Source organism: Pedobacter frigiditerrae (assembly GCF_032678705.1).
GTDB lineage: Bacteria > Bacteroidota > Bacteroidia > Sphingobacteriales > Sphingobacteriaceae > Pedobacter > Pedobacter frigiditerrae_A.
Window position 1 is genome coordinate 216,623 of sequence record NZ_JAVTSS010000002.1, and the last position, 23,602, is coordinate 240,224.

Here is a 23,602-nt window from a genome sequence, read left to right on the forward strand (position 1 = left end):
ATCATTTAGTAGCTAACTCTTTAGCGTAATTACTAGCTCCATTTACATCAACTGTTTCACCAAGATATTTTGGTTTTCTATTCCTCATTACATCAAAAACAGCTTTTGTAATAGATAGTTTCTCTCTAAATGTATAATATTTGTAGCCTGGATAAATGCCTTGATTTGCGCTGTAACCATAAGATTTTACACCTAATCTATCTCCGATATAAATACACCTATTTAAGTGATATTGTTGCGAAACCAGAACTGCCATATCAACTTTAAAAATATGTTTTGCTCGGTACATGGTAGAATAACTATCGAAACCTGCATAGTCAATATAAATTTTATTGGTATCAACTCCATTTTCATAGCAGTACAGTTTCATTACCGTAAGCTCGTCATGTTCATCTCTACCATTATCTCCAGAAAGTAGAATTTTATCAACTTTGTTGTTTTTATAGAGCAAAATGCCAGCGTCTAACCTGTCTTTTAAATACCTACTTGGTTTATCTCCATTTATTCCAGCTCCAAAAATAATGGCAACTTTGGTCTTAGGCAAATCATCTATTTTAGTATAAATAACGTTTTCTGTTTTAGAATTAACGATGTAATTGCTTATTAAAATTATGGCAATAGCTGTTAAACATAAAATGATTAAGGCTAGTATGAACTTTTTAAGTTTTTTCATTTTGAATAGATTTGGCAACGACATTTTATTTCAATTATAATTAATTTGTTAAGGATTGTTATTATAGAATTTTTGTGTCTTTTTCAAAAATCCCTTCCAACCTTTTTTGGTTCATTATAAATGCAAGCGTAGTACAAGCAAAAACGGTTATCCAAATGCAAATAATTCGAGTGAATTCTAGTTTAATCATATAAAATAGACAGATTAAAGGAAAGGATAAGAATAATACACTGAAACAGGTTCCTGCCAAAAAAGAGAGAAAAGTTTTCGCAAAACCCTCAAACCTATTCCCCATTAAACCTAAAATAATAGCTGAAATTGGCATCCCAAAAATGGCGAAATAAGGAAAAATTGCACTTTCCACGATGTGGATTTTTATAGGTGCAAACAGGAAATAATTTACGCCAACATACATTAAAATGAAGTAAGGCATTAAGAATTTAAAAACCTTGAATGATTTACGTGTCTTGTCTTCGAAATCTGGCGTACCAATTACCAGTGGCTTATCGTTTTGTTCTCTTAACTCAAATTGGTGGTTATCATTTTTAACCGCATAGCCCAAAATACTAATCAAATCGCCATTTTTTAAAGTTCTTTCGGTATAACGGATATCATCTACAGCGTATTTTATGCTATGTAAAGTGTCTGTTTTGGCAGGTAGAAAGGCTAAGTTTAGCTGCGTGATGAATACTTTTATTTTTCCAGTTGCATCACTTAAATAAAAATCCTGAAATTCTGTTTTATTGAGTGTGCTGTTTATATGTTCTGAACCTGTGTCGCTATCGTAGGTAATGTTTCCCTCCTCGTATACATAGGCAATACAATCTTGTTTAAAATACGGGGTTTCGAAATTTTTTGGCGCATTAATAGTTCCTTCAATTTTTACTATTCCTTCTTCAAGTTCATAAATAGGTTTTGGTTTTTTATTAATGAACGTTCTTTGTGTTTTAGTTAAAAAAAATACTATTGCCAAAACTATTAAAGGAAAAACCGGAACAATATATCGGTTAGAAAAAACCAAAGTAAAAATAGTCACGATAGTTCCTATTACTAACCAAACGAAGATGTGAGAAAAACAGCTTTTCATCTTAGTTTGATTGCGATTTGTCTTTAATTTTCATTATCCAATTATCCAATATTTTAAAAAAACCAAGAAAATAATGGCTGCAAAAACCCCAGAGATTGCTAAGTTCCTTTTAGCCAATGCATTTTGTTTTACAACAATTAAGCAAATGGCTTCGATTAGCAAATACAATAACCATAAACATGTAAAACAGGCACTGGTGTATATGGCAGCGAGAATTCCAGATCCGCCCCAACTTATATAACATATTAAAAATAGAAGAGCAATACCCGCGAATAATATCAATATTCGTAATCGAATATGCTTAATGACATTAACATTTTGTTGTGCTTTTTTAATTGTATATCTCACTAAAAAAATCATTACGATTAGCAAAATTGGTAGTATGAAAACCACAAATGGTAAGGCCATAATTATTTAATTAACTGTTTTCTATCTATTCACATCTCTATAATACCAACCAGGCAAAATATGGCCTCCACCTTATCAGAAATCTCATTATGATATAAGCTATAAAAGGTAGTGCCTCAAAGGTGAATTTTTCGCTTTCATCAACCTGCACTTCGTCTTTTCCTTTCTAGGGCCTCATATTTGTCAATTAAAGGCCTAACCTGATCAGAAAATGAATAATAGCTATCGCTGTCAAAATCAATAAGATAGATTTTTTTGAACTTCAGCTTAGTTTTTATAGTCGAAATTTTTACCAATTCGCCTTTCTCGTTATTTGCCAAATGGTCAAAATAATTCCAATTGCCAATATAATCTCCCGTTAGTAGGTTTGCGCTTGCTTCGCCACTACCATCATTAGCGGCATTACCAAATGCGTAATCTGTTATTCCAATTACTCGAATGCGCTTTTCTAATTTCTCGTACCTAAACTGACAAGCATAGCCATTTCTCATCCAACTTACCCTTAATTCAAATCCGTTTCGGGTAGGTTTGAAATAGGTATTGTCGCTTGACATTTCAAGCGTTTTACTTTTTAACTTTTTAAAGTTTTGGGTTGATAAACGACAAACTATTTTAAACTCTTTTTGGTCGATGTAAACCGTATCGTTTTTTCCATCAAAATCGATGTCTTTAACTAGTTTTTCTTGAGCAAAGGCCGAGTTAGTTACTATGAAAAGTAAAAGGATAAAAATTTTGTTCTTCATACGTCAAGTTTATTTGTTTGTAGCTTTAGCATGATATTTATTCCTTAGAACTATTTATAAATTCAGCAGGCGTATAAGTAACTCTTGCGAAGTTTTTCATTATAAGTTCAGAGGCAACAACCCTGCCACCTTCAAATTTTAATATTTTATCTCTCCAGATTTCGTTTTTTCGATAAAACTGATTTTCAATCTTTAGAAACTGATGATTTTTTCCTCGATGTGATAAGCATAATCGAGCTCAGTATTTATTCTAAGTTCGCCTTCTAAACATTTCTCAGTAAACCAAAGGTTAATTTGAAAAGTATGTTCAGTGTTGTTCGTAAATTGATAACCCCAATACAAATTATTATCAGGATCTTGACCATTGCCTATCGCTTTTGGAACAGGAACGATGCCCTGGTATTTATTATCACAAAGCGCCACAAAAACATGGATTGTTTTGGTTGATGTATCAAAATTTGATACATTTTTAACCTGAGTTTTAGGTGATATTGCCTGCTTCGGTTTGGCGTCGCAACTGGTAGCTAGTGCGATAAACACCATGCATATTTTTATTAGTTTCATAGGTTTGGTTATTAAAGATTGAGAAGTTAGGTGTGATTCCAAATTTCGGTTCCATTAAATCTTTTTGTCATGATATGCTTCTGCTTTGTTAAAAACAATCTAAATTCTTCAAGTTCTTCATTATTCTTAAATGATGCCTTTGGAAGGATATAATGTTTTTTATTGATAAATAAAAAGATAAACTCATCGTTTTCAGCTTTTTTGGCAAATGCTCCCCAATAAACAAAGCCATCTCGTTCGCTTCTGCTGTTTTGTTCACTAAGCTGTTGTTTGTAAGCTAGTCCTTGGGTTATTAAATTAACCGTAAAATTGCCTTTATAAAACGGGCTTTTCCTAAATGCATAAATAGGTAGGCAATAGTAGTTTATCGCAGCTACCATTAACATCAGGCTCCAAAATATCCAACTCATCATCAATATAAACTGCAATATATTTAATACTTGTGCATTGCTTTCATTGGGTTTCAATAAGAGCCAAAATAAACCACCTAAGCCAAAAATAAAGCAACTAAAAAGGAGCATAAAATACTTCGCCTTAGGTGTGGGAAAAACATTGAAACGATAAGCCATTTTTAGCTGATCTTGGGTATAAGTATAGTTTAAGGTTATTTGCATTTTGGCATAGTTTTTTATTGATGGCAATCAAAAAAATAACGTATACCTATTTATGTTATGGTAACCCAGCCAAGTTCTAGTTTAATCGCTATCATCACCTACATTTCAATTTTAACTCCATGTTTCACAAAAAGATTATTTAGCTAAGCTCTTTTTGTGTTGCCAACAACTTAAATGTTAGCTGACTTAAGCCTACTTGAAGATTTTGGAGGTAAAGTTTCTTAGTTTATATCTTTTTGAAAGAATATGATTTAGATTTTGACTGAATCAGATATGGGCAAAGGTTTCTACGTTTGGATAAAAAATTCATAGATTTTATAGGTCAACATCGTTTGAATTTAACTGCAGAAATTTAATTACTCAGTAAACCCATTTTGGTAACACAACAATTATACATTACAGGCTTATGCCCTGCATATAAAAAATTAATGGCTGTATGATTTTCCAGACTAAAATTTGCGAAATTTAGATAAACCACAAATTTTATCAATAAAAAAGTGTGTATAAGATTAATTTTAGGCAAAAAAACACAAACTAAGAATAATTTAACAACTTATAAATCATTGGCTTAAGTTTTGATGTAGAAAAAATATCTACCCTAAAACATCTACCTATGATTATTAAATTACCTATTCACTTTTCTTATGCAAGGCATAAGGAGGCAAGAGTTCATAAGCCTTTAACGCTTAAAGAGAAAATAAAAGCAGACAGAATAGTAATGACTATTATGATGCTCATTATGATTACACTAGCTATTGCCTTTGTATAGAATCTTACAAAAGAAGCGTATCTATTCTGTGCGCTTGTACCATATTTAAGTTAGGTGACCAACTAAAAATAGTAAAATGCCCATCTTGTGAAGCAACTAATGCTTGTGCGTTTCTTTGGTCGTATATAAATTGGGCAGCAGATAGATGCCTTGTCCCTCCTATTTTTGCTGGATGAACAACAATTGCATCACCACCGCTAATTGGCTCAGAATAAGACAATTCTTGAATATGGCCACTACTATTTGCTCTTCCAGTTTTTGCGCCAAAAGCTAAAAGTTCGTACTCATCTGTTATTAAAGTTGCACCGTCAATAGCAGTTAATCCAGCTAAGTGGTCAACCTCTCTTTTTAATGCACTTTGCCAAAAAATCTCACTAGAGTTTGTGTCTTTCTTTACTAAATCTGCCAAACCCCTAAAGCTAGGTTCTAAAGCATAACTAATTGGATGAATAATGGATTGTTTCCAATCAGCCGAACCATGCGGAACCACCAAAACTGCTCCGCCACGTCCATGTGCCCTCATTGAAACTGCCAACTGGATTAAAATATTTGCCGAATCGTTCCAGTAAGAATGTGCCGTTAAATCTAAAAGCGAAAGTAACATTGATGGGCAATCTGCATTTGAAGCACTTTTCTCTTCTACGATTTTGATTTGGTCGCCTTTTAAAACAGCAACGTTGGTATATTTTCCGAAGCCATAAATTCTGCGATGTTTGATGACCAACAGACCTGGCTCTGATACATCGACCACAAAACAATAGTTGGGAATATTTAAAGTTGTACCCCAAACATGCAAGTTGTAACCATCATGCCAAACCCCAATATGGATACCGCCACGCTCTACTCCTGGTGCCATTTTGGTTAAAACATTAGGATTAAGTGGTAAGGTATGATTAAAAATCAAAGGTTTACCCGCTTGTTCTGGCGGTAAAAAAGCAATCGATATTTTTGGGGAATGGCCTTCTTCTTTGCGTAGACTTGCCCAAAATGCAGAATCCAAAATTGCCTCAATTACCCTTGCAGGAGGTTGCGGTGCCAAATCCAATTCGCCTTTGGCATTAGCTTCTGCTAAATGTTTGGCGAAGTGTGCTTCGATTCTTGGTGCTACAAGTTTTGCAGCCTGATAAGTTGCTCGGTTTACCATTTTACTAAGTTAAGTGTTTTGTTTATTCTGAAAAGTTGGATTAAAGTAAAATGTATAAATGGGTGAAAAAATTGTTTTATTGTTAAACTGTTCTATTGTTAACTGTAAATTGGCAATTGCTAACTGAACTATGAATGGTTTTATGGCACAGTCTTTTAATTTTAAACCCGACAAAAACGGAAATACTTTTTGTCTCAGAAGGACCTTCGACTACGCTCAGGGTGACAAGACAAAAAGATTGTAGTAGATGGCGGGACTTTCCTATCCCAAAAACCAATTCCGTTCATTTTCAAAACAAAAAACTTCGGTCTTTCGGTCTTACTGACTTTTTCTGACTTCAAACAAACTTCTTATCCTACATCAATGAATTGGATTTTGACCGACCTTATCTTTGTATTAATAAATAACAAATAGTTATGGCACAAACAGTATTGCACAAAGCCAACACTCGAGGAGTGGCAAATCATGGCTGGTTAAAAAGTTATCAAAGTTTCAGCTTTGCTGGATATTACAACCCAGAGCGAATTAATTTTGGGGCTTTAAGAGTTCTTAATGATGATATCGTAACAGGTGGAATGGGTTTCGGTGAACATCCTCATGATAATATGGAAATCATCTCTATTCCGTTAGAAGGAGAACTACAACATAAAGATAGCATGGGAAATACTGCAACCATTAAAGCTGGTGAAATACAGGTAATGAGTGCTGGGACAGGAATTTATCACTCAGAATACAATTCAGACCCTAAAAATCCTGCTAAGTTTTTGCAGATTTGGTTGTTTCCAAACAAGAGGAATGTAACGCCAAGGTACGACCAGATTTTATTAAACAATACCGATAAAAAAAATGAGTTTGTACAGGTTTTATCGCCTAATGCTGACGATGCTGGCGTATGGATTTACCAAGATGCTTGGTTTAATTTAGCTCGTTTTGATGCAGGAAACACTAAAAATTATACGCTAAATAAAAAAGGAAATGGCGTTTATGTTTTTGTATTGAAAGGACAAGTTGAAGTTAACGGAGAAGAATTAGATGAGAGAGATGGTTTAGGAATATGGGACACAGAAAATTTTGAAGTGAAAGCAATTGCTGATGCTCAATTTTTATTGATGGAAGTGCCTATGGAATTCTAGTTGGCTCATTAGTTCAATAGTAAATAGTTCATTAGTGGATTTGATAATTTGTAAATAGTATGGATGTAATTGAAATATTAATTGTTGGAACTAACCAACCTATAATGGAAACCATTGCTAGGCTAATTGATAAAGAGGGAACTTGGAAAGCAACAGTGAGTTTTTCTTTTGATGATGCTTGCAAAGTCTGTTTGAGCAAGGATTTTAAGCTAGCACTAATTGGTGCTGGACTTACAGATAAAGAAGAATTACAATTAAAAGCTTATTTAAATGAACTGAAGCCTAGCTTACCAATTGTTAAACATTATGGTGGTGGGAGCGGTTTATTATTTGCAGAAATCCATCAGGCATTAGCTTGATGGATTTTTCTATGCCAATAAAAGCATATGAATAAAATCTCTAAATTTTACTGTGTTTAGAGGTTTTGCTAAGAAATAATCTATACCAATATCTCTTTTTAGATTTTCTTCTGGAATTGAAGTTGTAGAAATAACAATTATAGGTGTATCTTTTGAAATCTCCTTCATTCTTCTTGAAGCTTCAAAACCATCCATCACTGGCATGTACAAATCCATAATCACTAAGCTAAAAGATGTTTTTTTAAACTTCTCAATGGCTTCAAAACCATCTACAGCAACAACTAATTCAAATTGATAATCTTTTAATAAATGTTGAATTAACCTTACACTCATAGGCTCATCTTCAACTATTAAAATCTTTTTCTTTTTGGCTAGATAATCTTTAAAATTTAGTCTCACTAGGGCGTAACGTTAATCATTAATGTAAATATAAATAATGAATTGCTATTTACAATAGAAGTTTAACTTATGGATATAAAAATATATGTTATAACACATATTTTTTACTATAAATTAGAATTATCATATTATAAGCTGTTGATAAGATGAAAGTTATTAAAAAATCATATCTTTTTCAATACAACTATTTGCTCTCTTTTTTTTTGCGTTAATTTTTGTGTTTTCCTTATGGCTGAAGTAAAATCTGTAAATTAACTATAACGGCACAAAAGTTGTTAATAGGTTCATAACAAAAAAAACAAGTACATATGATTATGAAAAAACTACTTTTTACTCTTGTTGCTATTGCAACACTAACTACAATGAGCATTACAAATGCTAAAGCTCAAGATTACAAAAATGCTATTGGTGGCCGTTTTGGAAGCTACAATGGTATTACCTTTAAAACAGGCCTTAACAAAGGAGCAATGTTAGAACTTATTGGCAACTTTAGAAGTAACAAAAATTTTAGTTGGGCACAAGTAACAGGCTTATATGAAGTATACAATCCAATTGGTGGCGCACCTGGATTAAAATGGTACTATGGTGCTGGTGCAAGTATTGGTTCTGTTAAAAATAAATTTATTGATGAAAGCGACGTTTACTTAGGCGTAAATGGCGTTTTAGGTTTAGATTATAAATTTAATGGTGCTCCCATTAACTTATCTCTAGATTGGATACCAACTTTAAGATTAACTCCTGACACTGATTTTTACAGCGGTGATATTGGTTTAGGTGTTCGTTTTACTTTCTAAGCTATCAAATCTTATTTGCTCAACATAGTGAGCACAAAAAAGTCCCAGCAGAATTACTGGGACTTTTTTTTTATAATGCGTGAAATAAAATCGTCTAAATTCCCATCCACTTTTTGCGAACAGCCAATTGCTGAGGTGTTGCACTTTCATTGAAAGTTGCTTTAAACCTTACACTTTCATTAGCAGTTAAAATAACATTCAACTCTTTTTTAAGGCCATCTCTAATGATGCTGACTTTTACTGCATCACCAACTTTTTTATTGGTTATCACAGCCATTCTTTCGATGCTTGCTTCTGCTGGGACATCATCAATAGAAACAATTTCATCATTTACGTTTACGCCACCATTCCAAGCTCCAGAACCACGGGCAACTGAACCGATAACTACTTTAGCACCACCTGCAGCTGCCATCCTGCCTGTTGATGCACCAAAATATGGAACACTTTTACCTTCGTTTTCATTAACTACATCAATACCAGCGTACGCAAAATATTTAGCATATTCTACCGGAGCTGTTCCTGTTACATATTTATCCCAAAAACTTGTAAAGCTAATGCCACTAATCTTTTCAACCATTGCTTTAAATTCTGCATCGGTATAACCACGTTTTAAAGTTTTGCATTGTAAATACATTGCTTTCATGACATCGTCTAAGCTTTTTGCGCCCTTCGTAGCATTAATGATTTCTAAATCCATCAAATTACCAATCACTTGACCTTTTGTATAATAAGAAATAAACGTATTATTTCCGTTTTCTGATGGACGATAAGCTGGATTAATCCAAGCGTTAAAACTAGATTCTGCTGCAGAATTGATTTTTGCACCTGGTGTATTCATCACTGTTCCAATTGTGCCTAAATTACTATTTACAAAGGCTTCTGGATTAGCAAAACCTGCTCTTAGCATCACCTTTATTGGGTAATAAGAAGTGAAACCTTCTGCAATCCAAAGATTAGTTGTATAATTTTCATTATCATAATCAAATGGACCTAATGCTATAGGGCGTAATCTTTTCACATTCCATAAATGGAAATACTCATGAGCAACTAAGCCTAAAAACCCTTGATAACCTCTTTCACTACCATAGGCATTTCTACTTGCGCCTAAAACAGTAGAATTTAAATGCTCTAATCCACCCCCACCTTGTGCGTAATTATGTACAATAAATGTATAATGCTTATTCGGGTTTTCGCCAAAAATTGCAGTTTCTTGTTCTACAATTTTAGCCATATCAACTTTTAAACGTTCTTTGTCATAGTTTCCGCCACCATACATGGCAACTTCATGCCTAACTCCAGCGGCATTAAATTCAAATACATCTTGTGTACCTACTTCAATAGGGCTATCAAATAGGATATCAAAATCTGAAGCTGTATAAGTAAATTTCTGTCCTGCAACTGGCTCTAAACCCGTACTTACTTTATCCCAATTTCCAAAAGGAACAATTTTTACCGTACTAGGTGTTTTAATCATCCCTGCTGGGTACATAAAAATACTTGCAGAAGAAAGAAATGCATGTGAAGCATCTATAAATGCTGTACGAACTGAAATTTCAAAAGCATAAACACGGTAATTAATTTTTACTGCATTTGTTTTAGCATTAAAAACTCTCCAAGTATTTTTGTTTACTTTTTCTACTTTAACTGCTTTGCCATTTGATGTTGCTCCAAAGCCTTCTACACTTTTAGCAAACTCACGAACAAGGTAAGAACCTGGTGTCCAAACAGGCATTTTTACATCAACATATGCTTTTGTGGCAATGCCAGAGATATTCATCTCCACTTCTGCATAATGTGCTTGTGGTTCTTTAAAGCTTACTTCGAAACCTATTTTAACTTGAGATTTAGCTGCCATGGTAATTGATAGTAATGCTACTATTCCTAAAATTGATTTTTTTATATTCATAGTTGAAATATTTGACTACAAAAATATAATTTATTTATTTTTTTGATTGGTATTTAAAAATTAAGGTGTAACATATTAAGTACATCAAATGATAACACAAACAATTAAATAATTTTGTGCGTTACCCTAATCAACACACACATACATGAAAGTTAGATATATCATTTACACACTCTTACTATTAGGGCTTGCCTATCTAGTTTACTATAGAATTTCTGAAAACAAAAAAATTGCTGGAGAAGGAGGGCCAAAAGGAGGTGCCGCTGGAAAGGAAGGTAAAGGTGGGCCTGGTGGAAAAGGCGGACCTAGCGGTCCAGGTATCTCTGTGGAAGGTATTATAGTAAAAACTGTTTCTTTTGATAACAGATTAGAGGTTTCTGGTAGTATTGAAGCCAATGAATCTGTTGTGTTAAGAAGTGAAGTTGCGGGCTTGGTGACTGGAATTTACTTTAAAGAAGGGAGCAATGTAAGCAAGGGTAGCGTTTTGGTTAAAGTAAATGACAGAGATATTCAAGCGCAATTGAGAGAGGCTTTATCTAAACAAAATTTATCAGCTACTAATGAAAATAGAGCTAAACAACTTTTACAAAAAGGTGCTATTAGTCAAGCAGAATATGATACGGCTTTGGCCGATTTACAAACGTTAAAGGCACAGGCACAATTAATTAGAGCCCAACTGGCTAAAACTTCTGTTATAGCTCCATTTAGCGGAAAAATTGGTTTAAGATCAATTTCTGTTGGAGAGTATCTAACACCTTCTACAACAATAGCTAATTTATCTAGCATTAATCCTGTAAAAATTAGCTTCTCTGTTCCAGAAAAATATGTTGGCCAAATCTCTTTAAATTCTAGCATTACATTTACTACAGACGCCTCTGGAAAAACTTATACAGGAAAGGTTTTCGCAATCGAACCAGGCATTAATCAACAAACTAGAACATTACAAATAAAAGCATTGGCTCAAAACCCTAACGGAGAACTTTTGCCAGGTGCATTTGCTAAAATCAAACTGGCACTAAAAACCCTAGATAATGCTATTCTCATTCCTACTGAAGCAGTAATTCCAGTATTAAAAGGGAAAATTGTTTACATAAGTAAAGATGGTAAGGCAAAACAAGTTAATGTTGAAGCTGGTACTAGAACAGCCGAAAGTGTTGTAATCACCTCTGGTTTAAACGTTGGTGATACTGTTTTAACAACAGGCGCCATGTCATTAAAACCAGATGCACCTGTGAAAGTAAAATTAGCAAAAACTAAGCAATGAGCATTTCAACCACCAGTATAAAACGACCGGTTCTTGCCATTGTAATGAATCTGGTTATTATCCTTTTTGGGGTAATTGGCTATAATTTTTTAGGAATAAGAGAATACCCATCTATTGACCCAACAGTAGTTTCTGTTAGAACTTCTTATCCAGGAGCAAACTCAGATATTATTGAATCTCAAATTACAGAACCTTTAGAGAAATCTATTAACTCAATTGATGGGATTAGAAATATCTCATCTTCAAGTAATCAGGGCTCAAGCAACATTACCATAGAATTTAATTTAGGAAAAAACATAGATGAGGCTGCGAATGATGTACGGGACAAAGTTTCTCAAGCTGCACGTAACTTACCAAAAGACATAGAAGGTTTACCAACAGTTACCAAAGCTGACGCTAACTCTGATGCTATTATTTCTATGACTGTACAGAGTGATAAACGTGGTGTAACTGATTTAAGTGATTTTGCAGAAAACGTTATTGCAGATAGGATTCAGACTATCCCTGGTGTTAGTAGTGTACAAATTCAAGGGCAAAGAAAGTATGCTATGCGAATTCGCATAGACCCCAATAAGCTATCATCTTATGGCTTAACCTCTCAAGACATTGTAACAGCTTTAAACAATGAAAATGTTGAGCTTCCCTCTGGAAAATTAACTGGAGCAAATACTGAATTAACGGTAAAGACATTAGGGAAATTAACTACAGCTGAACAATTTAATAACCTTATCATTAAAAATGATAGTTTAAATGTTGTTAAACTACAAGACGTTGCTCAAATAGATCTTGGTTCAGAAAACGAAGAGACGGTTTTACGTGAATCTGGGATACCGATGGTTGCTGTTGGAATTATCCCTCAGCCTGGTGCTAATTATTTAGAAATAAGTAATGAATTTTACAAACGTTTTGAAGATTTAAAGGCTGATATGCCAACTGATATCAAGCTAAAAGTTTCTCTAGATAGCACTTTATTTATTAAGAGGTCTGTAACAGAAGTTGCTGAAACAATTTTGATATCATTGGTGCTGGTAATTCTAATCATTTACCTGTTTTTTAGAGATTGGGCAATTGCATTTAGGCCATTAATTGATATTCCTGTTTCCTTAATTGCTACCTTTTTTATCATGTACATTTTTGGGTTTTCAATAAATGTATTAACCTTATTAGCTATAGTTTTGGCAACAGGTTTAGTGGTGGATGATGGTATTGTTGTAACAGAAAACATATTTAAGAAAGTAGAGGAAGGTTATTCTCCTATCGAAGCGGCAATTAAAGGTTCTAACGAGATATTTTTTGCTGTAATTTCCATTTCAATTACCCTTGCAGCGGTATTTTTACCAGTAATTTTCTTGCAGGGATTTGTCGGGCGGCTCTTTCGAGAGTTTGGAGTTGTTATAGGTGCAGCGGTATTAATTTCTGCCTTTGTTTCTTTAACATTAACCCCAATGTTAAACGCTTATTTAATGAAAAAAGGTGGCCATAAGCCATCGAGGTTTTACAATTTTACAGAACCATATTTTGTTAAATTGAACGAATCTTATAAAGATAACCTAGAGAAATTTTTAAGTAGACGATGGATAGCTGCTCCTATCATCATTATATGTATTGGATTAATTGCGCTGTTTTGGAATTTATTACCAAAAGAAACTGCACCTTATGACGATAGAAGTGCAATTAATATGAATTTAAGTACACCAGAAGGTTCTTCTTTTGCTTATACTGATAAATTCATGAATAAGGTTGCTCAAATGGTTACTGATTCAGTCCCTGAGAAAAAAGTGCTCATCACCATTACTTCTCCAGGTTTTGGTGGTGCTGGAGCTACGAATTCGGGCTTCATACGTATGGGCTTAACTGATCCCGAAGACAGAGAGAAGTCTCAAAAAGAAATCGCAGATAGGTTAACCAAAATTACCCGAAAATATACTGAAGGAAAAGTTACGGTTACACAACAGCCAACTATTTCTGTTGGACGAAGAGGCGGTTTGCCAATTAGCTACATTTTACAAGCACAAAACTTTGAGAAATTAAGAGAAAAAGTGCCATTGTTTATGGAAGAGGTTGCCAAAGACCCTACGTTTTCTACTTCAGACGTTAACCTTAAATTTAATAAGCCAGAGATTAATCTAACCATTGATAGGGAGAAGGCTAATAACCTAGGTGTTTCTATTGTAGATATTGCTCAGACTTTGCAACTAGGCTTAAGTGGGCAGCGTTTTTCTTATTTCTTTATGAATGGAAAACAATATCAAGTTATAGGACAGTTTGATGTAAGCGACAGAAAAGACCCTTTAGATTTAAGTTCAGTTTATGTTAGAAATAACAAAGGGCAATTGATTCAATTGGACAATTTGGTAACTGCAAAAGAAGAAAGCAGTCCACCGCAATTGTATAGAAACAACCGTTTTATTTCTGCGAGTGTTTCTGCTGGTTTAGCTCCTGGTAAAAGTATTGGAGACGGAATTGAAGCAATGGACAAAATTAAGGCGAAAGTATTGGATGATAGTTTTTCTACTGACTTAAGTGGTGAATCAAGAGATTTTCAAGAAAGTTCATCGAACACTTTATTCGCCTTTGGCCTAGCTTTATTATTGGTTTACCTAATTCTTTCCGCTCAATTCGAAAGTTTCAAAGACCCAATCATTATTATCTTAACTGTACCGATGGCTGTTGCTGGAGCATTTTTATCGCTTTGGTTATGCGGTCAGAGCTGGAATATATTTAGTCAGATTGGTACAATCATGTTAATTGGCTTGGTGACTAAAAATGGTATTTTAATTGTCGAATTTGCTAATCAATTAAAAGAAAAAGGCGCAACGGTACATGATGCAATTAGAGAAGCTGCTGTTTCGAGGTTAAGACCAATTTTAATGACCAGTATGGCAATTGCTATTGGTGCTTTACCTATTGCAATGGCATTAGGAGCTGCTGCAAAAAGCAGAATGAGTATGGGAACAGTTATTATTGGTGGGACATTATTCTCATTGATTTTAACACTATTTGTAATTCCTGCAATTTACTCTGCTTGGTCAAAAGAACACAAAGAAAATAAAGATTTAACAGCATCGTTGGCGGCAGCAGAAGCTGATGAAAAGGCATCAAAAAATAATGACTAGAATGAAATTAAAGTATATTATATTTTTTATCGCCCTATGGCTAGCAAATGCTAACCAAAATGTTTTTGCTCAAGAAAAATTGAGCTTGCAAGATGCTATCAGCATTGCGTTAAAGAATAATTACGATATAAAGCTAGTAAGCAACAATGTGGCAATAGCTAAAAACAATGTTAATTTAGGTAATGCAGGAATATTGCCTGTTGCTGTTGGCACATTTAATACTGGCGGAAGTAGACAAAACACTGTTCAAACACAATCTACAGGAACACAAAGAATTGTAGATGGTGCAAGAAGTACAAATATGTCTTACGGGGTAGGCTTAGACTGGACAGTTTTTGATGGCTTTACCATGTTTGCCAACTATGATAGGTTGAAAGCCTTGGAACAACAAGGAAATATTGTTGCTAAAGGACAAATTTTAACTACCGTGTCTGATGTGATTAATGCGTATTTTAATGTAGTTAAACAACAACAACTGGTTTTAGCAGCAGATAGTGCTATTGATGTTTCTACTTATAGGCTTAAAATTGCCAACAATAAATTAGAAATTGGACGTGGTTCTAAATTAGATGTGCTTTCTGCAAAAGTCGATTATAATACAGATACATCGAATTATTTACAGCAAAAAAACTTGCTTAATAATTATATGGTTAACCTTAATCTGTTAATGGCAAGAGATGCTAATATTAAATTTGTTGCCGATAATCAAATGGTTATTGATCAAAATTTAAGCTATGCTGAATTAGCTACCCAAACACAAAACCTTAATCCTGATTTGCAAAATGCATTTATCAGCAAAAAGATTGCAGAATTAAACCTAAAGCAGATTAAGGGAAATCGTTATCCGAGAGTTAGCTTAAACACAGGTTATGATTTTAATAGAAATGCAAATCCAACAGGTTTTAGCACAAAGTCAAGGTCAAATGGATATACGTATGGCTTAACTGCAAGTGTACCAATCTTTAATGGTTTCTTACAAAGGCAAAATGAGCGTAATGCTAAAATTGAAATCAATTCATCTGAATTGACTTTAGAAAAAACCAGACAGGGAATTATTGCTCAACTAACTTCTGCCTACCAAAATTATAGCACTTACCTTGAGTTGATTAAACTAGAGCGAGGAAATGTAGATATCGCAAAGCAAAATTTAGACATTACTTTAGAGAAATACCGACTTGGAAGTATAGCTCCGTTAGAGTTAAGAGAGGCTCAAAGAAATGCATTAGATGCCAATAATAGATACCTTGAAATACAATATCAGGCTAAATTGGCAGAAATTGCATTAAAAGAACTGAGTGGGACTTTAAATATTCAATAATTTGCTATTTTTAGTGTATGATTTTAGTTGCGGATAGCGGATCTTCGAAAACAGACTGGATGGCTTATAGTCCAAATAAGACGTTAACATTTAGTACACAAGGCATTAATCCTTATTTTGTAAATGCCTTCGACGTTGTTAAAATCTTATCTAAGAATAGAGATTTATCGGCTTATGCAACTGCTATTAAAGAAGTGTATTTTTTTGGTTCGGGATGTTCTTCACCAGATAAACATGAAATTATTTCAAATGGTCTTTCTACTTTTTTCACCAATGCATTTATAAGTGTTGATCATGATTTAATTGGATCTGCCTATGCCACCTGTGGAGATAAGAAAGGTTTAACTTGCATTTTAGGAACAGGATCTAACATCGCTTATTATGATGGAACTGAAGTCCATAGAAGTAATCATGGATTAGGTTATGTTTTAGGAGATGAGGGTTCTGGAACTTATTTTGGAAGGAAAATATTGGTTAGTTATCTACACAATAAAATGCCTGAAGAATTAAGACTAGAATTTGCTAAAAATTTTGAGGTTGATAGAGATACCATTATTACCAATATCTATCAAAAGCCTTTCCCAAACTCTTACTTAGCTACATTTAGCAGGTTCATGATAGCCCACAAAGAACATCCTTTTATTCAGCAAATACTTAAAGAAGGCTTTCAAGAATTTATTGATACCAACGTGAAAGATTATAAAGCCTACAAAACATTGGAGTGCAATTTCGTTGGCTCTATTTCTTATTACTACCAAGATGCACTTAAATCAGTTTTTGCAGAGAATGGCATTAAGGTTGGTAAAATTCTGCAAAAACCAATTGAAGGGATTTTCGATTATATCCTTAAAAGAGAAGGCATTACAGCTTAAATACCCCTTTTAGTCTGCCACGATTCATTCATTATTTCTAAATTGATTCCTTTCTTATTGTTCAGGAAAAATCATTCTTGTTCATTTTCTGAACAAACTTTGTTCATTTAAGCTAATCTCAGTGTTAAGTCGTAAAACACTGTATAAAATGAACGGCTTACCATGTTGATAAATAATCTATGTTTATAGAGAAATCTGCACTTAGAGAGATCTAAAGCAGGTTTTAAACTAAATTATCCCCTCATCGTGCTCTCTTTTAGAAAACCATATCCCCTATTATTGAGGTTGCTATCTGTAGCAATTTTATTTTTCTCATTGGGAGAAGTGAGGGGACAAGATTGCACACCAAATGAACGTGTATATGCCGATAGCCAAACCAGTAGCTCAGATGTTTCAGTACTCTTTGTTACATTAGCCGAGGTTATTAATAAACCCAACGCCGTAGATGGCTCATTATATACGCATTCTACTCTATCCACATATGTCGGCTTGTTGGGTTTGGGAACAGCTTGGCAAAATTTAAAATTTCCTGCTGCAGAATTACCAGCTGGTGATAACGGTAGTGTACCAGTTTCAGTTAAGCTGGCAACTGGTTCTACCATACTTAATGTTTTAAACAATGTTACCATTCAAGCTACACTTAGTGGCGTGCCTGTTGGCACAGCTTACTCAGGAGCTTCGCTACTTGGCCTACTAAGCGGACAAGGTGAAAACATTATCACATTTACCCCAGGAGCAAAATATGACGGGGTTAGGGTAATCATTAATCCCCTATTAGACGTGGGAACCTCAGTAGATCTTTATTATGCCTACTTTAACAAGCCCAGCGCTACTATAGCATGTGTTTCTCCAATAGAGGTTTTAAGTGGGTCTACAGGAACAATTGCTAGTTCATTAACAGCTGTTGAAAATCCTCTTAGATCAATAGATGGAAATCTAGGTCTTTATGCCAAAATAAACTCTACAGTAAGTGCTCTTAACGAAACTTATTTAACAGCTGTATATCCTGCTCATTCTGTTGTTGGAGATTCTATTAGAATTATAATTGAGTCTGATAATTTAGCATTACTAAACGCAACTATTTTAGCAAGTGACTTTCATGTTAGAGGCTTTAGTGGAAACACTCAAGTGATGGACGTTGCAGGAAATTCTCCTTTTTTGAATCTAAATCTACTACATGGTTCGACTACAAAGTACACAATAACTATACCTATAACCAATGCTTTTGATAAGGTTCAAATAGCTACAGCCGGAGGATTAGCTTCGCTACTAAATGGGCTTAGGGTATATGAGATACAGAGAATTATTGCTAAACCAAAAATTTCAAGTACAGATTTAGTTTCAAACCTTATCACTTTGTGTTCTGGAAATACATCTACTTTAACTATTGGTACAGCCCAGGATTGCACCACTTACAATTGGTACAACACTGCAATTGGCGGCACAATTTTACATACTGGTGTTAGCTACACCCCTGATGTAAGTTTATTAACGCCAGGCGACCATATTTTTTATGTAGAATCTGTTCGAAACAATTGTACAGAAACATCTGGAAGAATCCCTGTTAATATAAAAATCAATTCATTACCAAGCATAACCTTAGGAACAGACCCATCAATTTGTGTGGAGACTTTAACAGCATTATTACCTTTTACAGCAACAACAGAAAACCCAACATCTTACAGCATAACTTGGGCTGGTGGTAGTCCATTAACAAACATAGTTGATGCGGCGTTTCCAGCAAGCAGCCCAATAAGCATTCCTATCCATGTTTCTACGCCAGCATCAACATATGCAGGAACGATAACCGTAAAAAATGCAAATGGATGTATAAGTGACCCTGTCAATTTCAACGTAATCATTAATCCAAAATTAACATCACCAAGCATAACTATTACTTCAAATTAAATTAATTAACTCATAAACAATAAATAACAAGCGACATGAAAACAACAATCAAAAACCTAAAAAAAATGATGCTAGTGGCATTATTTACATTAATCTCAAGCTCAGCATTTGCTGCAACCTATTATGTATGTGCTGGTGCTACTTTAAATTTCACGCCACAAACAATTGCAAACATTTCCTATACTTGGGATGTAGAAGGAGCAGGATTTAATGCTATAACACCCGTGGCTGGAGTTTATAGCATAACGGCTTCTTCTACTCCTGGCACGTATACGGTTACGATGCGTTCTACATCAAGTAATCCTGCTATTTGTGCGCCTGCAGATGTAGTAAATGATTTCATTGTATTACCTCCATTAGCATTTAATTTAGCATCAGCGCCAAGCAATGCACAATATTGTACTTCGGCAGGTGCCAATGCAAATTCAGTAATCACACCAACCTTTACTGGGTTTCCAACTGGCACGCCTTACACCGATGATTTAGAAGCCGAATATAGTTACAGTGTTGTAAAAGATGGTGGATCAGCTGTTAATGGAACCACTGTAGGAACTATCAATGCTACTACTGGAGTTTACACTTTAACAACCACCGTAATAGGTACTTATGTAATTACTGGTAGTGTTAAATACAAACAGAAAGCTGGCTTTACCAATGCGCTAATTAGTACTTCTGGTTGCCCTGTTACTGGCGCTACAACTCAAACAGTTGAAGTAATTGCAGCACCTGCCCAACCAACAATTGTAATTACTGCTAACTAAACTAGGTAATTCGAGCCATTCCATCAGATGTTTAACAAAACCATAGGTTTCCTAATAGGTTTGCTGTTGCTTTTTGCAACGGTAAGCTTTGCGCAATCTTCTGTTCCACAAACAGTAAATATTGCCAATGGGAAAACTGTGACCTTTAAGGCCAATTCTACTGATGGAATAAAATATCAATGGTTAAAGAATGGAAGCCCTATTCCAGGAGAAATTGCTCAATCTTATACCACTGGAAATGCTGGAACTTATACAGTAATGTCATATAACATAGCAGGTTGTGTTTCTGACATCTCAGACCCTATAATTGTTACGGTAGATGCCGCACCAAAGACTGCAGATTTAATGATAACCAAAACATCTGAAGCCAGGGCAATCTCCGTCAACGAAGTTTTTGAATATAACCTGAAAGTGAAGAACAATGGTCCGAGTGATGCCACAGTGATAAAAGTAACTGATGCCTTACCAAAGGAGCTTACCTTTTCTCAATTGATAAATCCTTCAATCGGAACAGCAAGTTATAGTGAAAGTACGCGAACCATTACTTGGGATATACCAAAGGTAATAACTGGAGAAACTGCAGATCTAAAGATCAAGGTGATGGCAAGCCAGCCGGGGTTAGTTAAGAATATCGCAATGGCTTATGCCGTAGAAACAGACCCCAAGGTAGCTAACAATACCTCCATTGACTTTAAGCCAATTATTGGACTGCTAATACCTAATGTGTTTACACCAAATAACGATGGTAAGAATGATTTCTTCAAAATTACTGGGTTAGAATATTACACATCAAATGAGCTAACCATCATAAATAGATGGCAAAGCACAGTGTATGAAAAAAAAGGATATCAAAATGATTGGACAGCAAATGGTCTTAGCGATGGCACTTATTTCTATGTATTGAGAGTTAAAACAGCTACATCCGCTTGGCAAGAGCTTACAGGTTATATTACTGTAGTACGATAAAATAAAATGGATATGAAAAAGATTATTTTAACGGGATTATTTTATTTGATGTTATTTCCCTTGTTTGCGCAACAAGAAACGCAGTATGGGCAATATATCTATAACGGGCTTTATGTAAATCCAGCATATGCTGGATATAAAGAGGCAATGTTTGTTCAAGCAATTTATAGGGCGCAATGGACGGGCTTAAAGGGTGCTCCACAAAGTTTATCTATCGCATTTGATGCCCCAATTCCAGATAAAGATATCGCTGTTGGTGGCATAGTAACAAAAGATAAAATCGGTGCACAAAGCACATTGAATGCCTATGCTAATTTAGCCTATCGCTTGAGGTTAAATCATAACGTATTCAATGTGCTGGCATTCGGAATAGGTGTTGGGGTCATGCAAACTGGCTTGAATGGCAGCTTGTTAACTGCAGAGGAAGTTGGTGACGCCAAAATTCCTGTAGGTTTTGAAAGCAGGACAATGCCAAGTTTAAGAGTTGGTGCACAACTATCTACCGAAACCTTTTTTATAGGTTTTTCTGCTAATAATCTTTTTGCAAAAAGGCTAACCACCGATAATGACTTTTTTGCTAATTTAAATACCCAAGAACATATCTATTTTACCGCAGCCATGATGCTTCCTATACAAAGAGATATTAATTTTAAACCATCATTTCTACTTAAGGATGATTTACATGGACCTACCTCTTTAGACATTAATTCATTTCTAATATTTAAAGATAAGTTTTCTATTGGGGCAGTATATAGAACCTCGTTAAATCTATTTCCAAGGCCAGCCATTCAGAATAATCTACTGAAGAAAAGTGCCGTTGGAATAATGACTGATTTTCTGGTTAAGGAACGTTTTAGAGTTGGTTATGGATTCGATTATAGCTTAAATAAGCTCGGCAGTTATGGCTTTGGCTCACATGAAATTTCTGTAGGCTATTATTTTAACCTAGCTCCAGTTAGAAATAAACTCTTTTTTTGTTTCTAACTATGCTTTGCTTTCATCTATCTCAAAGCCAACAAAAATCCAGTCTCCTTTTCCATCTTTTTCATAACTAGCTTTATAATTTGAACTTGGTGGTATGGTAAAGTGAAAGCTAAATGATTTTTCATTTGCTTTTTTTGGAATAAAATGATCCTTTATTGCATTAGCCGTAGCTTCTACTAATTCTTTTGAGTGCAGTTTCATCAATTAATTTACCCCTCCAATTTGATGTTCAACAAATTCACTTTCATTGCCTGTTCTATCTATGGCAGTTACAGCAAAAGAACTTATTAATGTTTGGCTGATGCCTTTTGAACTACCTTCTACCGAGGCCAATAAATCCAAACTATCATCCTTTCTATTCATAATTTTATAATTCCATTTATTGCCATATTTAAAGTAAACTACCCATTTAAAAACATCATTCTTTTCTGGGTGATTCCATCTAACTTCCAATAATTTTCCTTTTGGAACAACTGTTATGATAGGTTTTTCTGGTGCCTTACGATCTAGCCATTCGCTAGATGGGACTAAAGCCTGGTTTCTGTAGGGTCCACTTTTTAATGCGCTGCGCAAAAGCGGATGTTTAACTAATGCAGCAATGCTCCAATGTACAGCTCCAGGGCTTTGAGGCAACATACCCCTTGTTACCATAATTTGGTTTATGATTTCATCAGTATTTTTATCATCGCCACCTAAACCCACATTCATACCTGGCCATAAATGCCTGTTTTTTATATTTTCGCTTTGCCACCAACCCAACAACACTGGAAAACTATGTGGTATGTCATTTACTTTCCAGTACAATTGAGGTGTAAAATAGTCTATCCATCCTTTATTTAACCACAATTTTGCATCAGCATAAAGTTTTTCGTATTGGTCATAACCCTCAACAGATGCTGGATAACCAGGTCTCCAAATCCCAAATGGACTTAATCCAAATTTGACATGCTTTTTCTCTGCCTTAATCTCTTTATAAATGCGTTCTATGAAAGTATTTACACTTTCCCTTCTCCAATCAGCTCTAGTTAATTTACCTCCACTTTGTTGGTAAGCTGCCCAACTTAAACTATCTGGAAAATCTTCACCACCGTTATATGAATCGTAAGGATAAAAATAATCGTCGAAATGAACACCATCAATATCGTAACGTTTAACAATATCTCTCACTACTGCAGCCGACTGATCTTGAACGCCCTTTAATGATGGGTCCATCCAATATTGCCCGTCTTTTAATTTCAATACTAATTCGGGTTTCGATTTTACAACCGAACCAGCGCTCTCTTCACTGCCAGAAAGGTGGTGGGCCCTATAAGGATTTAACCAGACATGTAATTCCAAACCTCTATCATGTGCTGCTTCGACCCAAAATTCTAAAGGATCATAGTACGGATTTGGTGCTTTTCCTTGTTCACCAGTTAAAAAATAAGACCACGGCTCTAAATCACTTTTATATAAGGCATCTGCCTGAGGTCTAATTTGTAATATAGCCGCATTAAAATTTAAACTTTGTAATAAATCTAATAACACAATGGCTTCTTTTTGTTGCTCTGTGCTACTTAAACCAGGTTTACTTGGCCAATTAATATTAGCCACAGAAGCAATCCACGCAGCCCTAAATTCTCGCATCGCCTTTGGCTGTTGTTCAATTGATTTTTGTGCCTTAACCAACTGAAAGCAATTTATACTAATAAAAATAACGAATAATTGAAATATCCTCTTTAACATTAAGCTTGATTGATTTTGATCTTTTAAAAATGCAAAAAAGCTTTGGTAAAATACAATCTAACTGTATTTCCTGCTCTTTTCTTTTTTAATAAGCT

22 protein-coding genes are annotated in these 23,602 nt (G+C 34.7%); 12 read left to right on the plus strand and 10 right to left on the minus strand.

The window, feature by feature from the left end; all coding sequences use genetic code 11:
• Position 1: 1 nt before the first annotated feature.
• The 5 genes from R2Q59_RS11535 to R2Q59_RS11555 form a co-directional block, all read right to left on the minus strand.
• A complete protein-coding gene (locus R2Q59_RS11535) occupies positions 2 to 673 on the minus strand; it encodes a vancomycin high temperature exclusion protein (protein WP_316785609.1) in 672 nt (223 codons plus the stop codon).
• Positions 674 to 734: 61 nt separating this feature from the next.
• Positions 735 to 1,646 (minus strand): hypothetical protein, encoded by a 912-nt coding sequence (locus R2Q59_RS11540; RefSeq protein ID WP_316785610.1) that lies wholly within the window; start codon positions 1,644 to 1,646, stop codon positions 735 to 737.
• A gap of 662 nt (positions 1,647 to 2,308) precedes the next feature.
• Positions 2,309 to 2,911 (minus strand): hypothetical protein, encoded by a 603-nt coding sequence (locus R2Q59_RS11545; protein ID WP_316785611.1) that lies wholly within the window; start codon positions 2,909 to 2,911, stop codon positions 2,309 to 2,311.
• A 192-nt stretch (positions 2,912 to 3,103) separates the two neighbouring features.
• Positions 3,104 to 3,475, minus strand: coding sequence for a hypothetical protein (locus tag R2Q59_RS11550; RefSeq protein WP_316785612.1), 372 nt, complete (start codon positions 3,473 to 3,475; stop codon positions 3,104 to 3,106).
• Between the two features lie 26 nt (positions 3,476 to 3,501).
• Positions 3,502 to 4,089 (minus strand): YcxB family protein, encoded by a 588-nt coding sequence (locus R2Q59_RS11555; protein ID WP_316769024.1) that lies wholly within the window; start codon positions 4,087 to 4,089, stop codon positions 3,502 to 3,504.
• Positions 4,090 to 4,702: 613 nt separating this feature from the next.
• On the opposite strand from R2Q59_RS11555, the gene R2Q59_RS11560 reads away from it, so the two are divergent.
• Positions 4,703 to 4,858: a hypothetical protein gene (locus R2Q59_RS11560; protein WP_316769026.1), complete on the plus strand. Its 156-nt coding sequence runs from the start codon at positions 4,703 to 4,705 to the stop codon at positions 4,856 to 4,858.
• Between the two features lie 4 nt (positions 4,859 to 4,862).
• Here the strand turns inward: R2Q59_RS11560 and R2Q59_RS11565 are convergent, their stop codons facing one another.
• The gene (locus R2Q59_RS11565; RefSeq protein ID WP_316769029.1) at positions 4,863 to 6,002 is read right to left on the minus strand and encodes a putative sensor domain DACNV-containing protein; all 1,140 of its coding nucleotides are present in this window, start codon (positions 6,000 to 6,002) and stop codon (positions 4,863 to 4,865) included.
• Between the two features lie 416 nt (positions 6,003 to 6,418).
• On the opposite strand from R2Q59_RS11565, the gene R2Q59_RS11570 reads away from it, so the two are divergent.
• Together R2Q59_RS11570 and R2Q59_RS11575 are read left to right on the plus strand one after the other, a co-directional pair.
• Positions 6,419 to 7,135, plus strand: coding sequence for a pirin family protein (locus R2Q59_RS11570; protein WP_316785613.1), 717 nt, complete (start codon positions 6,419 to 6,421; stop codon positions 7,133 to 7,135).
• Positions 7,136 to 7,194: 59 nt separating this feature from the next.
• The gene (locus tag R2Q59_RS11575; protein WP_316785614.1) at positions 7,195 to 7,494 is read left to right on the plus strand and encodes a hypothetical protein; all 300 of its coding nucleotides are present in this window, start codon (positions 7,195 to 7,197) and stop codon (positions 7,492 to 7,494) included.
• A 9-nt stretch (positions 7,495 to 7,503) separates the two neighbouring features.
• Here the strand turns inward: R2Q59_RS11575 and R2Q59_RS11580 are convergent, their stop codons facing one another.
• Positions 7,504 to 7,893, minus strand: a complete 390-nt coding sequence (locus tag R2Q59_RS11580; RefSeq protein ID WP_316769036.1) for a response regulator — start codon at positions 7,891 to 7,893, stop codon at positions 7,504 to 7,506.
• A gap of 314 nt (positions 7,894 to 8,207) precedes the next feature.
• On the opposite strand from R2Q59_RS11580, the gene R2Q59_RS11585 reads away from it, so the two are divergent.
• Positions 8,208 to 8,687 (plus strand): hypothetical protein, encoded by a 480-nt coding sequence (locus R2Q59_RS11585; protein WP_316769038.1) that lies wholly within the window; start codon positions 8,208 to 8,210, stop codon positions 8,685 to 8,687.
• A gap of 94 nt (positions 8,688 to 8,781) precedes the next feature.
• Here the strand turns inward: R2Q59_RS11585 and R2Q59_RS11590 are convergent, their stop codons facing one another.
• Positions 8,782 to 10,593, minus strand: a complete 1,812-nt coding sequence (locus R2Q59_RS11590) for a M61 family metallopeptidase (RefSeq protein WP_316785615.1) — start codon at positions 10,591 to 10,593, stop codon at positions 8,782 to 8,784.
• Positions 10,594 to 10,738: 145 nt separating this feature from the next.
• Between R2Q59_RS11590 and R2Q59_RS11595 the strand changes: the two genes are divergently transcribed.
• The 8 genes from R2Q59_RS11595 (at position 10,739) to R2Q59_RS11630 (ending at position 21,782) form a co-directional block, all read left to right on the plus strand.
• The gene (locus R2Q59_RS11595; RefSeq protein ID WP_316769043.1) at positions 10,739 to 11,857 is read left to right on the plus strand and encodes an efflux RND transporter periplasmic adaptor subunit; all 1,119 of its coding nucleotides are present in this window, start codon (positions 10,739 to 10,741) and stop codon (positions 11,855 to 11,857) included.
• Entirely contained in the window at positions 11,854 to 14,973 is a 3,120-nt protein-coding gene (locus R2Q59_RS11600; RefSeq protein ID WP_316769046.1) for an efflux RND transporter permease subunit, read from the plus strand. Before R2Q59_RS11595 ends, R2Q59_RS11600 begins: the two co-directional genes overlap by 4 nt.
• A gap of 1 nt (position 14,974) precedes the next feature.
• The gene (locus tag R2Q59_RS11605) at positions 14,975 to 16,291 is read left to right on the plus strand and encodes a TolC family protein (RefSeq protein WP_316785616.1); all 1,317 of its coding nucleotides are present in this window, start codon (positions 14,975 to 14,977) and stop codon (positions 16,289 to 16,291) included.
• Between the two features lie 17 nt (positions 16,292 to 16,308).
• Positions 16,309 to 17,163, plus strand: a complete 855-nt coding sequence (locus R2Q59_RS11610) for an N-acetylglucosamine kinase (RefSeq protein WP_316769050.1) — start codon at positions 16,309 to 16,311, stop codon at positions 17,161 to 17,163.
• A gap of 279 nt (positions 17,164 to 17,442) precedes the next feature.
• Positions 17,443 to 19,071 carry a hypothetical protein gene (locus tag R2Q59_RS11615; RefSeq protein ID WP_316785617.1) on the plus strand — a complete coding sequence of 543 codons (1,629 nt, stop codon included), beginning with the start codon at positions 17,443 to 17,445 and terminating at the stop codon, positions 19,069 to 19,071.
• A 35-nt stretch (positions 19,072 to 19,106) separates the two neighbouring features.
• Positions 19,107 to 19,832 (plus strand): hypothetical protein, encoded by a 726-nt coding sequence (locus R2Q59_RS11620; protein ID WP_316769054.1) that lies wholly within the window; start codon positions 19,107 to 19,109, stop codon positions 19,830 to 19,832.
• Between the two features lie 27 nt (positions 19,833 to 19,859).
• Positions 19,860 to 20,798: a gliding motility-associated C-terminal domain-containing protein gene (locus tag R2Q59_RS11625; protein ID WP_316785618.1), complete on the plus strand. Its 939-nt coding sequence runs from the start codon at positions 19,860 to 19,862 to the stop codon at positions 20,796 to 20,798.
• A gap of 12 nt (positions 20,799 to 20,810) precedes the next feature.
• Positions 20,811 to 21,782: a type IX secretion system membrane protein PorP/SprF gene (locus tag R2Q59_RS11630; RefSeq protein ID WP_316785619.1), complete on the plus strand. Its 972-nt coding sequence runs from the start codon at positions 20,811 to 20,813 to the stop codon at positions 21,780 to 21,782.
• On the opposite strand, the gene R2Q59_RS11635 is transcribed toward R2Q59_RS11630, so the two are convergent.
• Together R2Q59_RS11635 and R2Q59_RS11640 are read right to left on the minus strand one after the other, a co-directional pair.
• Complete coding sequence (locus tag R2Q59_RS11635; protein ID WP_316769060.1) at positions 21,783 to 21,983, minus strand: hypothetical protein; 201 nt, start codon at positions 21,981 to 21,983, stop codon at positions 21,783 to 21,785. It abuts the gene before it with no gap.
• Between the two features lie 3 nt (positions 21,984 to 21,986).
• Positions 21,987 to 23,507: a glycoside hydrolase family 10 protein gene (locus tag R2Q59_RS11640; protein ID WP_316785620.1), complete on the minus strand. Its 1,521-nt coding sequence runs from the start codon at positions 23,505 to 23,507 to the stop codon at positions 21,987 to 21,989.
• Positions 23,508 to 23,602: the final 95 nt, after the last annotated feature.

Coding starts and splice junctions, on each gene's coding strand:
- R2Q59_RS11535 (WP_316785609.1), bottom strand. CDS start 673: ATGAAAAAACTTAAAAAGTTCATACTAGCCTTAATCATTTTATGTTTA.
- R2Q59_RS11545 (WP_316785611.1), bottom strand. CDS start 2,911: ATGAAGAACAAAATTTTTATCCTTTTACTTTTCATAGTAACTAACTCG.
- R2Q59_RS11550 (WP_316785612.1), bottom strand. CDS start 3,475: ATGAAACTAATAAAAATATGCATGGTGTTTATCGCACTAGCTACCAGT.
- R2Q59_RS11555 (WP_316769024.1), bottom strand. CDS start 4,089: ATGCAAATAACCTTAAACTATACTTATACCCAAGATCAGCTAAAAATG.
- R2Q59_RS11560 (WP_316769026.1), top strand. CDS start 4,703: ATGATTATTAAATTACCTATTCACTTTTCTTATGCAAGGCATAAGGAG.
- R2Q59_RS11565 (WP_316769029.1), bottom strand. CDS start 6,002: ATGGTAAACCGAGCAACTTATCAGGCTGCAAAACTTGTAGCACCAAGA.
- R2Q59_RS11570 (WP_316785613.1), top strand. CDS start 6,419: ATGGCACAAACAGTATTGCACAAAGCCAACACTCGAGGAGTGGCAAAT.
- R2Q59_RS11575 (WP_316785614.1), top strand. CDS start 7,195: ATGGATGTAATTGAAATATTAATTGTTGGAACTAACCAACCTATAATG.
- R2Q59_RS11585 (WP_316769038.1), top strand. CDS start 8,208: ATGAAAAAACTACTTTTTACTCTTGTTGCTATTGCAACACTAACTACA.
- R2Q59_RS11590 (WP_316785615.1), bottom strand. CDS start 10,593: ATGAATATAAAAAAATCAATTTTAGGAATAGTAGCATTACTATCAATT.
- R2Q59_RS11595 (WP_316769043.1), top strand. CDS start 10,739: ATGAAAGTTAGATATATCATTTACACACTCTTACTATTAGGGCTTGCC.
- R2Q59_RS11600 (WP_316769046.1), top strand. CDS start 11,854: ATGAGCATTTCAACCACCAGTATAAAACGACCGGTTCTTGCCATTGTA.
- R2Q59_RS11605 (WP_316785616.1), top strand. CDS start 14,975: ATGAAATTAAAGTATATTATATTTTTTATCGCCCTATGGCTAGCAAAT.
- R2Q59_RS11610 (WP_316769050.1), top strand. CDS start 16,309: ATGATTTTAGTTGCGGATAGCGGATCTTCGAAAACAGACTGGATGGCT.
- R2Q59_RS11620 (WP_316769054.1), top strand. CDS start 19,107: ATGAAAACAACAATCAAAAACCTAAAAAAAATGATGCTAGTGGCATTA.
- R2Q59_RS11625 (WP_316785618.1), top strand. CDS start 19,860: ATGTTTAACAAAACCATAGGTTTCCTAATAGGTTTGCTGTTGCTTTTT.
- R2Q59_RS11630 (WP_316785619.1), top strand. CDS start 20,811: ATGAAAAAGATTATTTTAACGGGATTATTTTATTTGATGTTATTTCCC.
- R2Q59_RS11635 (WP_316769060.1), bottom strand. CDS start 21,983: ATGAAACTGCACTCAAAAGAATTAGTAGAAGCTACGGCTAATGCAATA.
- R2Q59_RS11640 (WP_316785620.1), bottom strand. CDS start 23,507: ATGTTAAAGAGGATATTTCAATTATTCGTTATTTTTATTAGTATAAAT.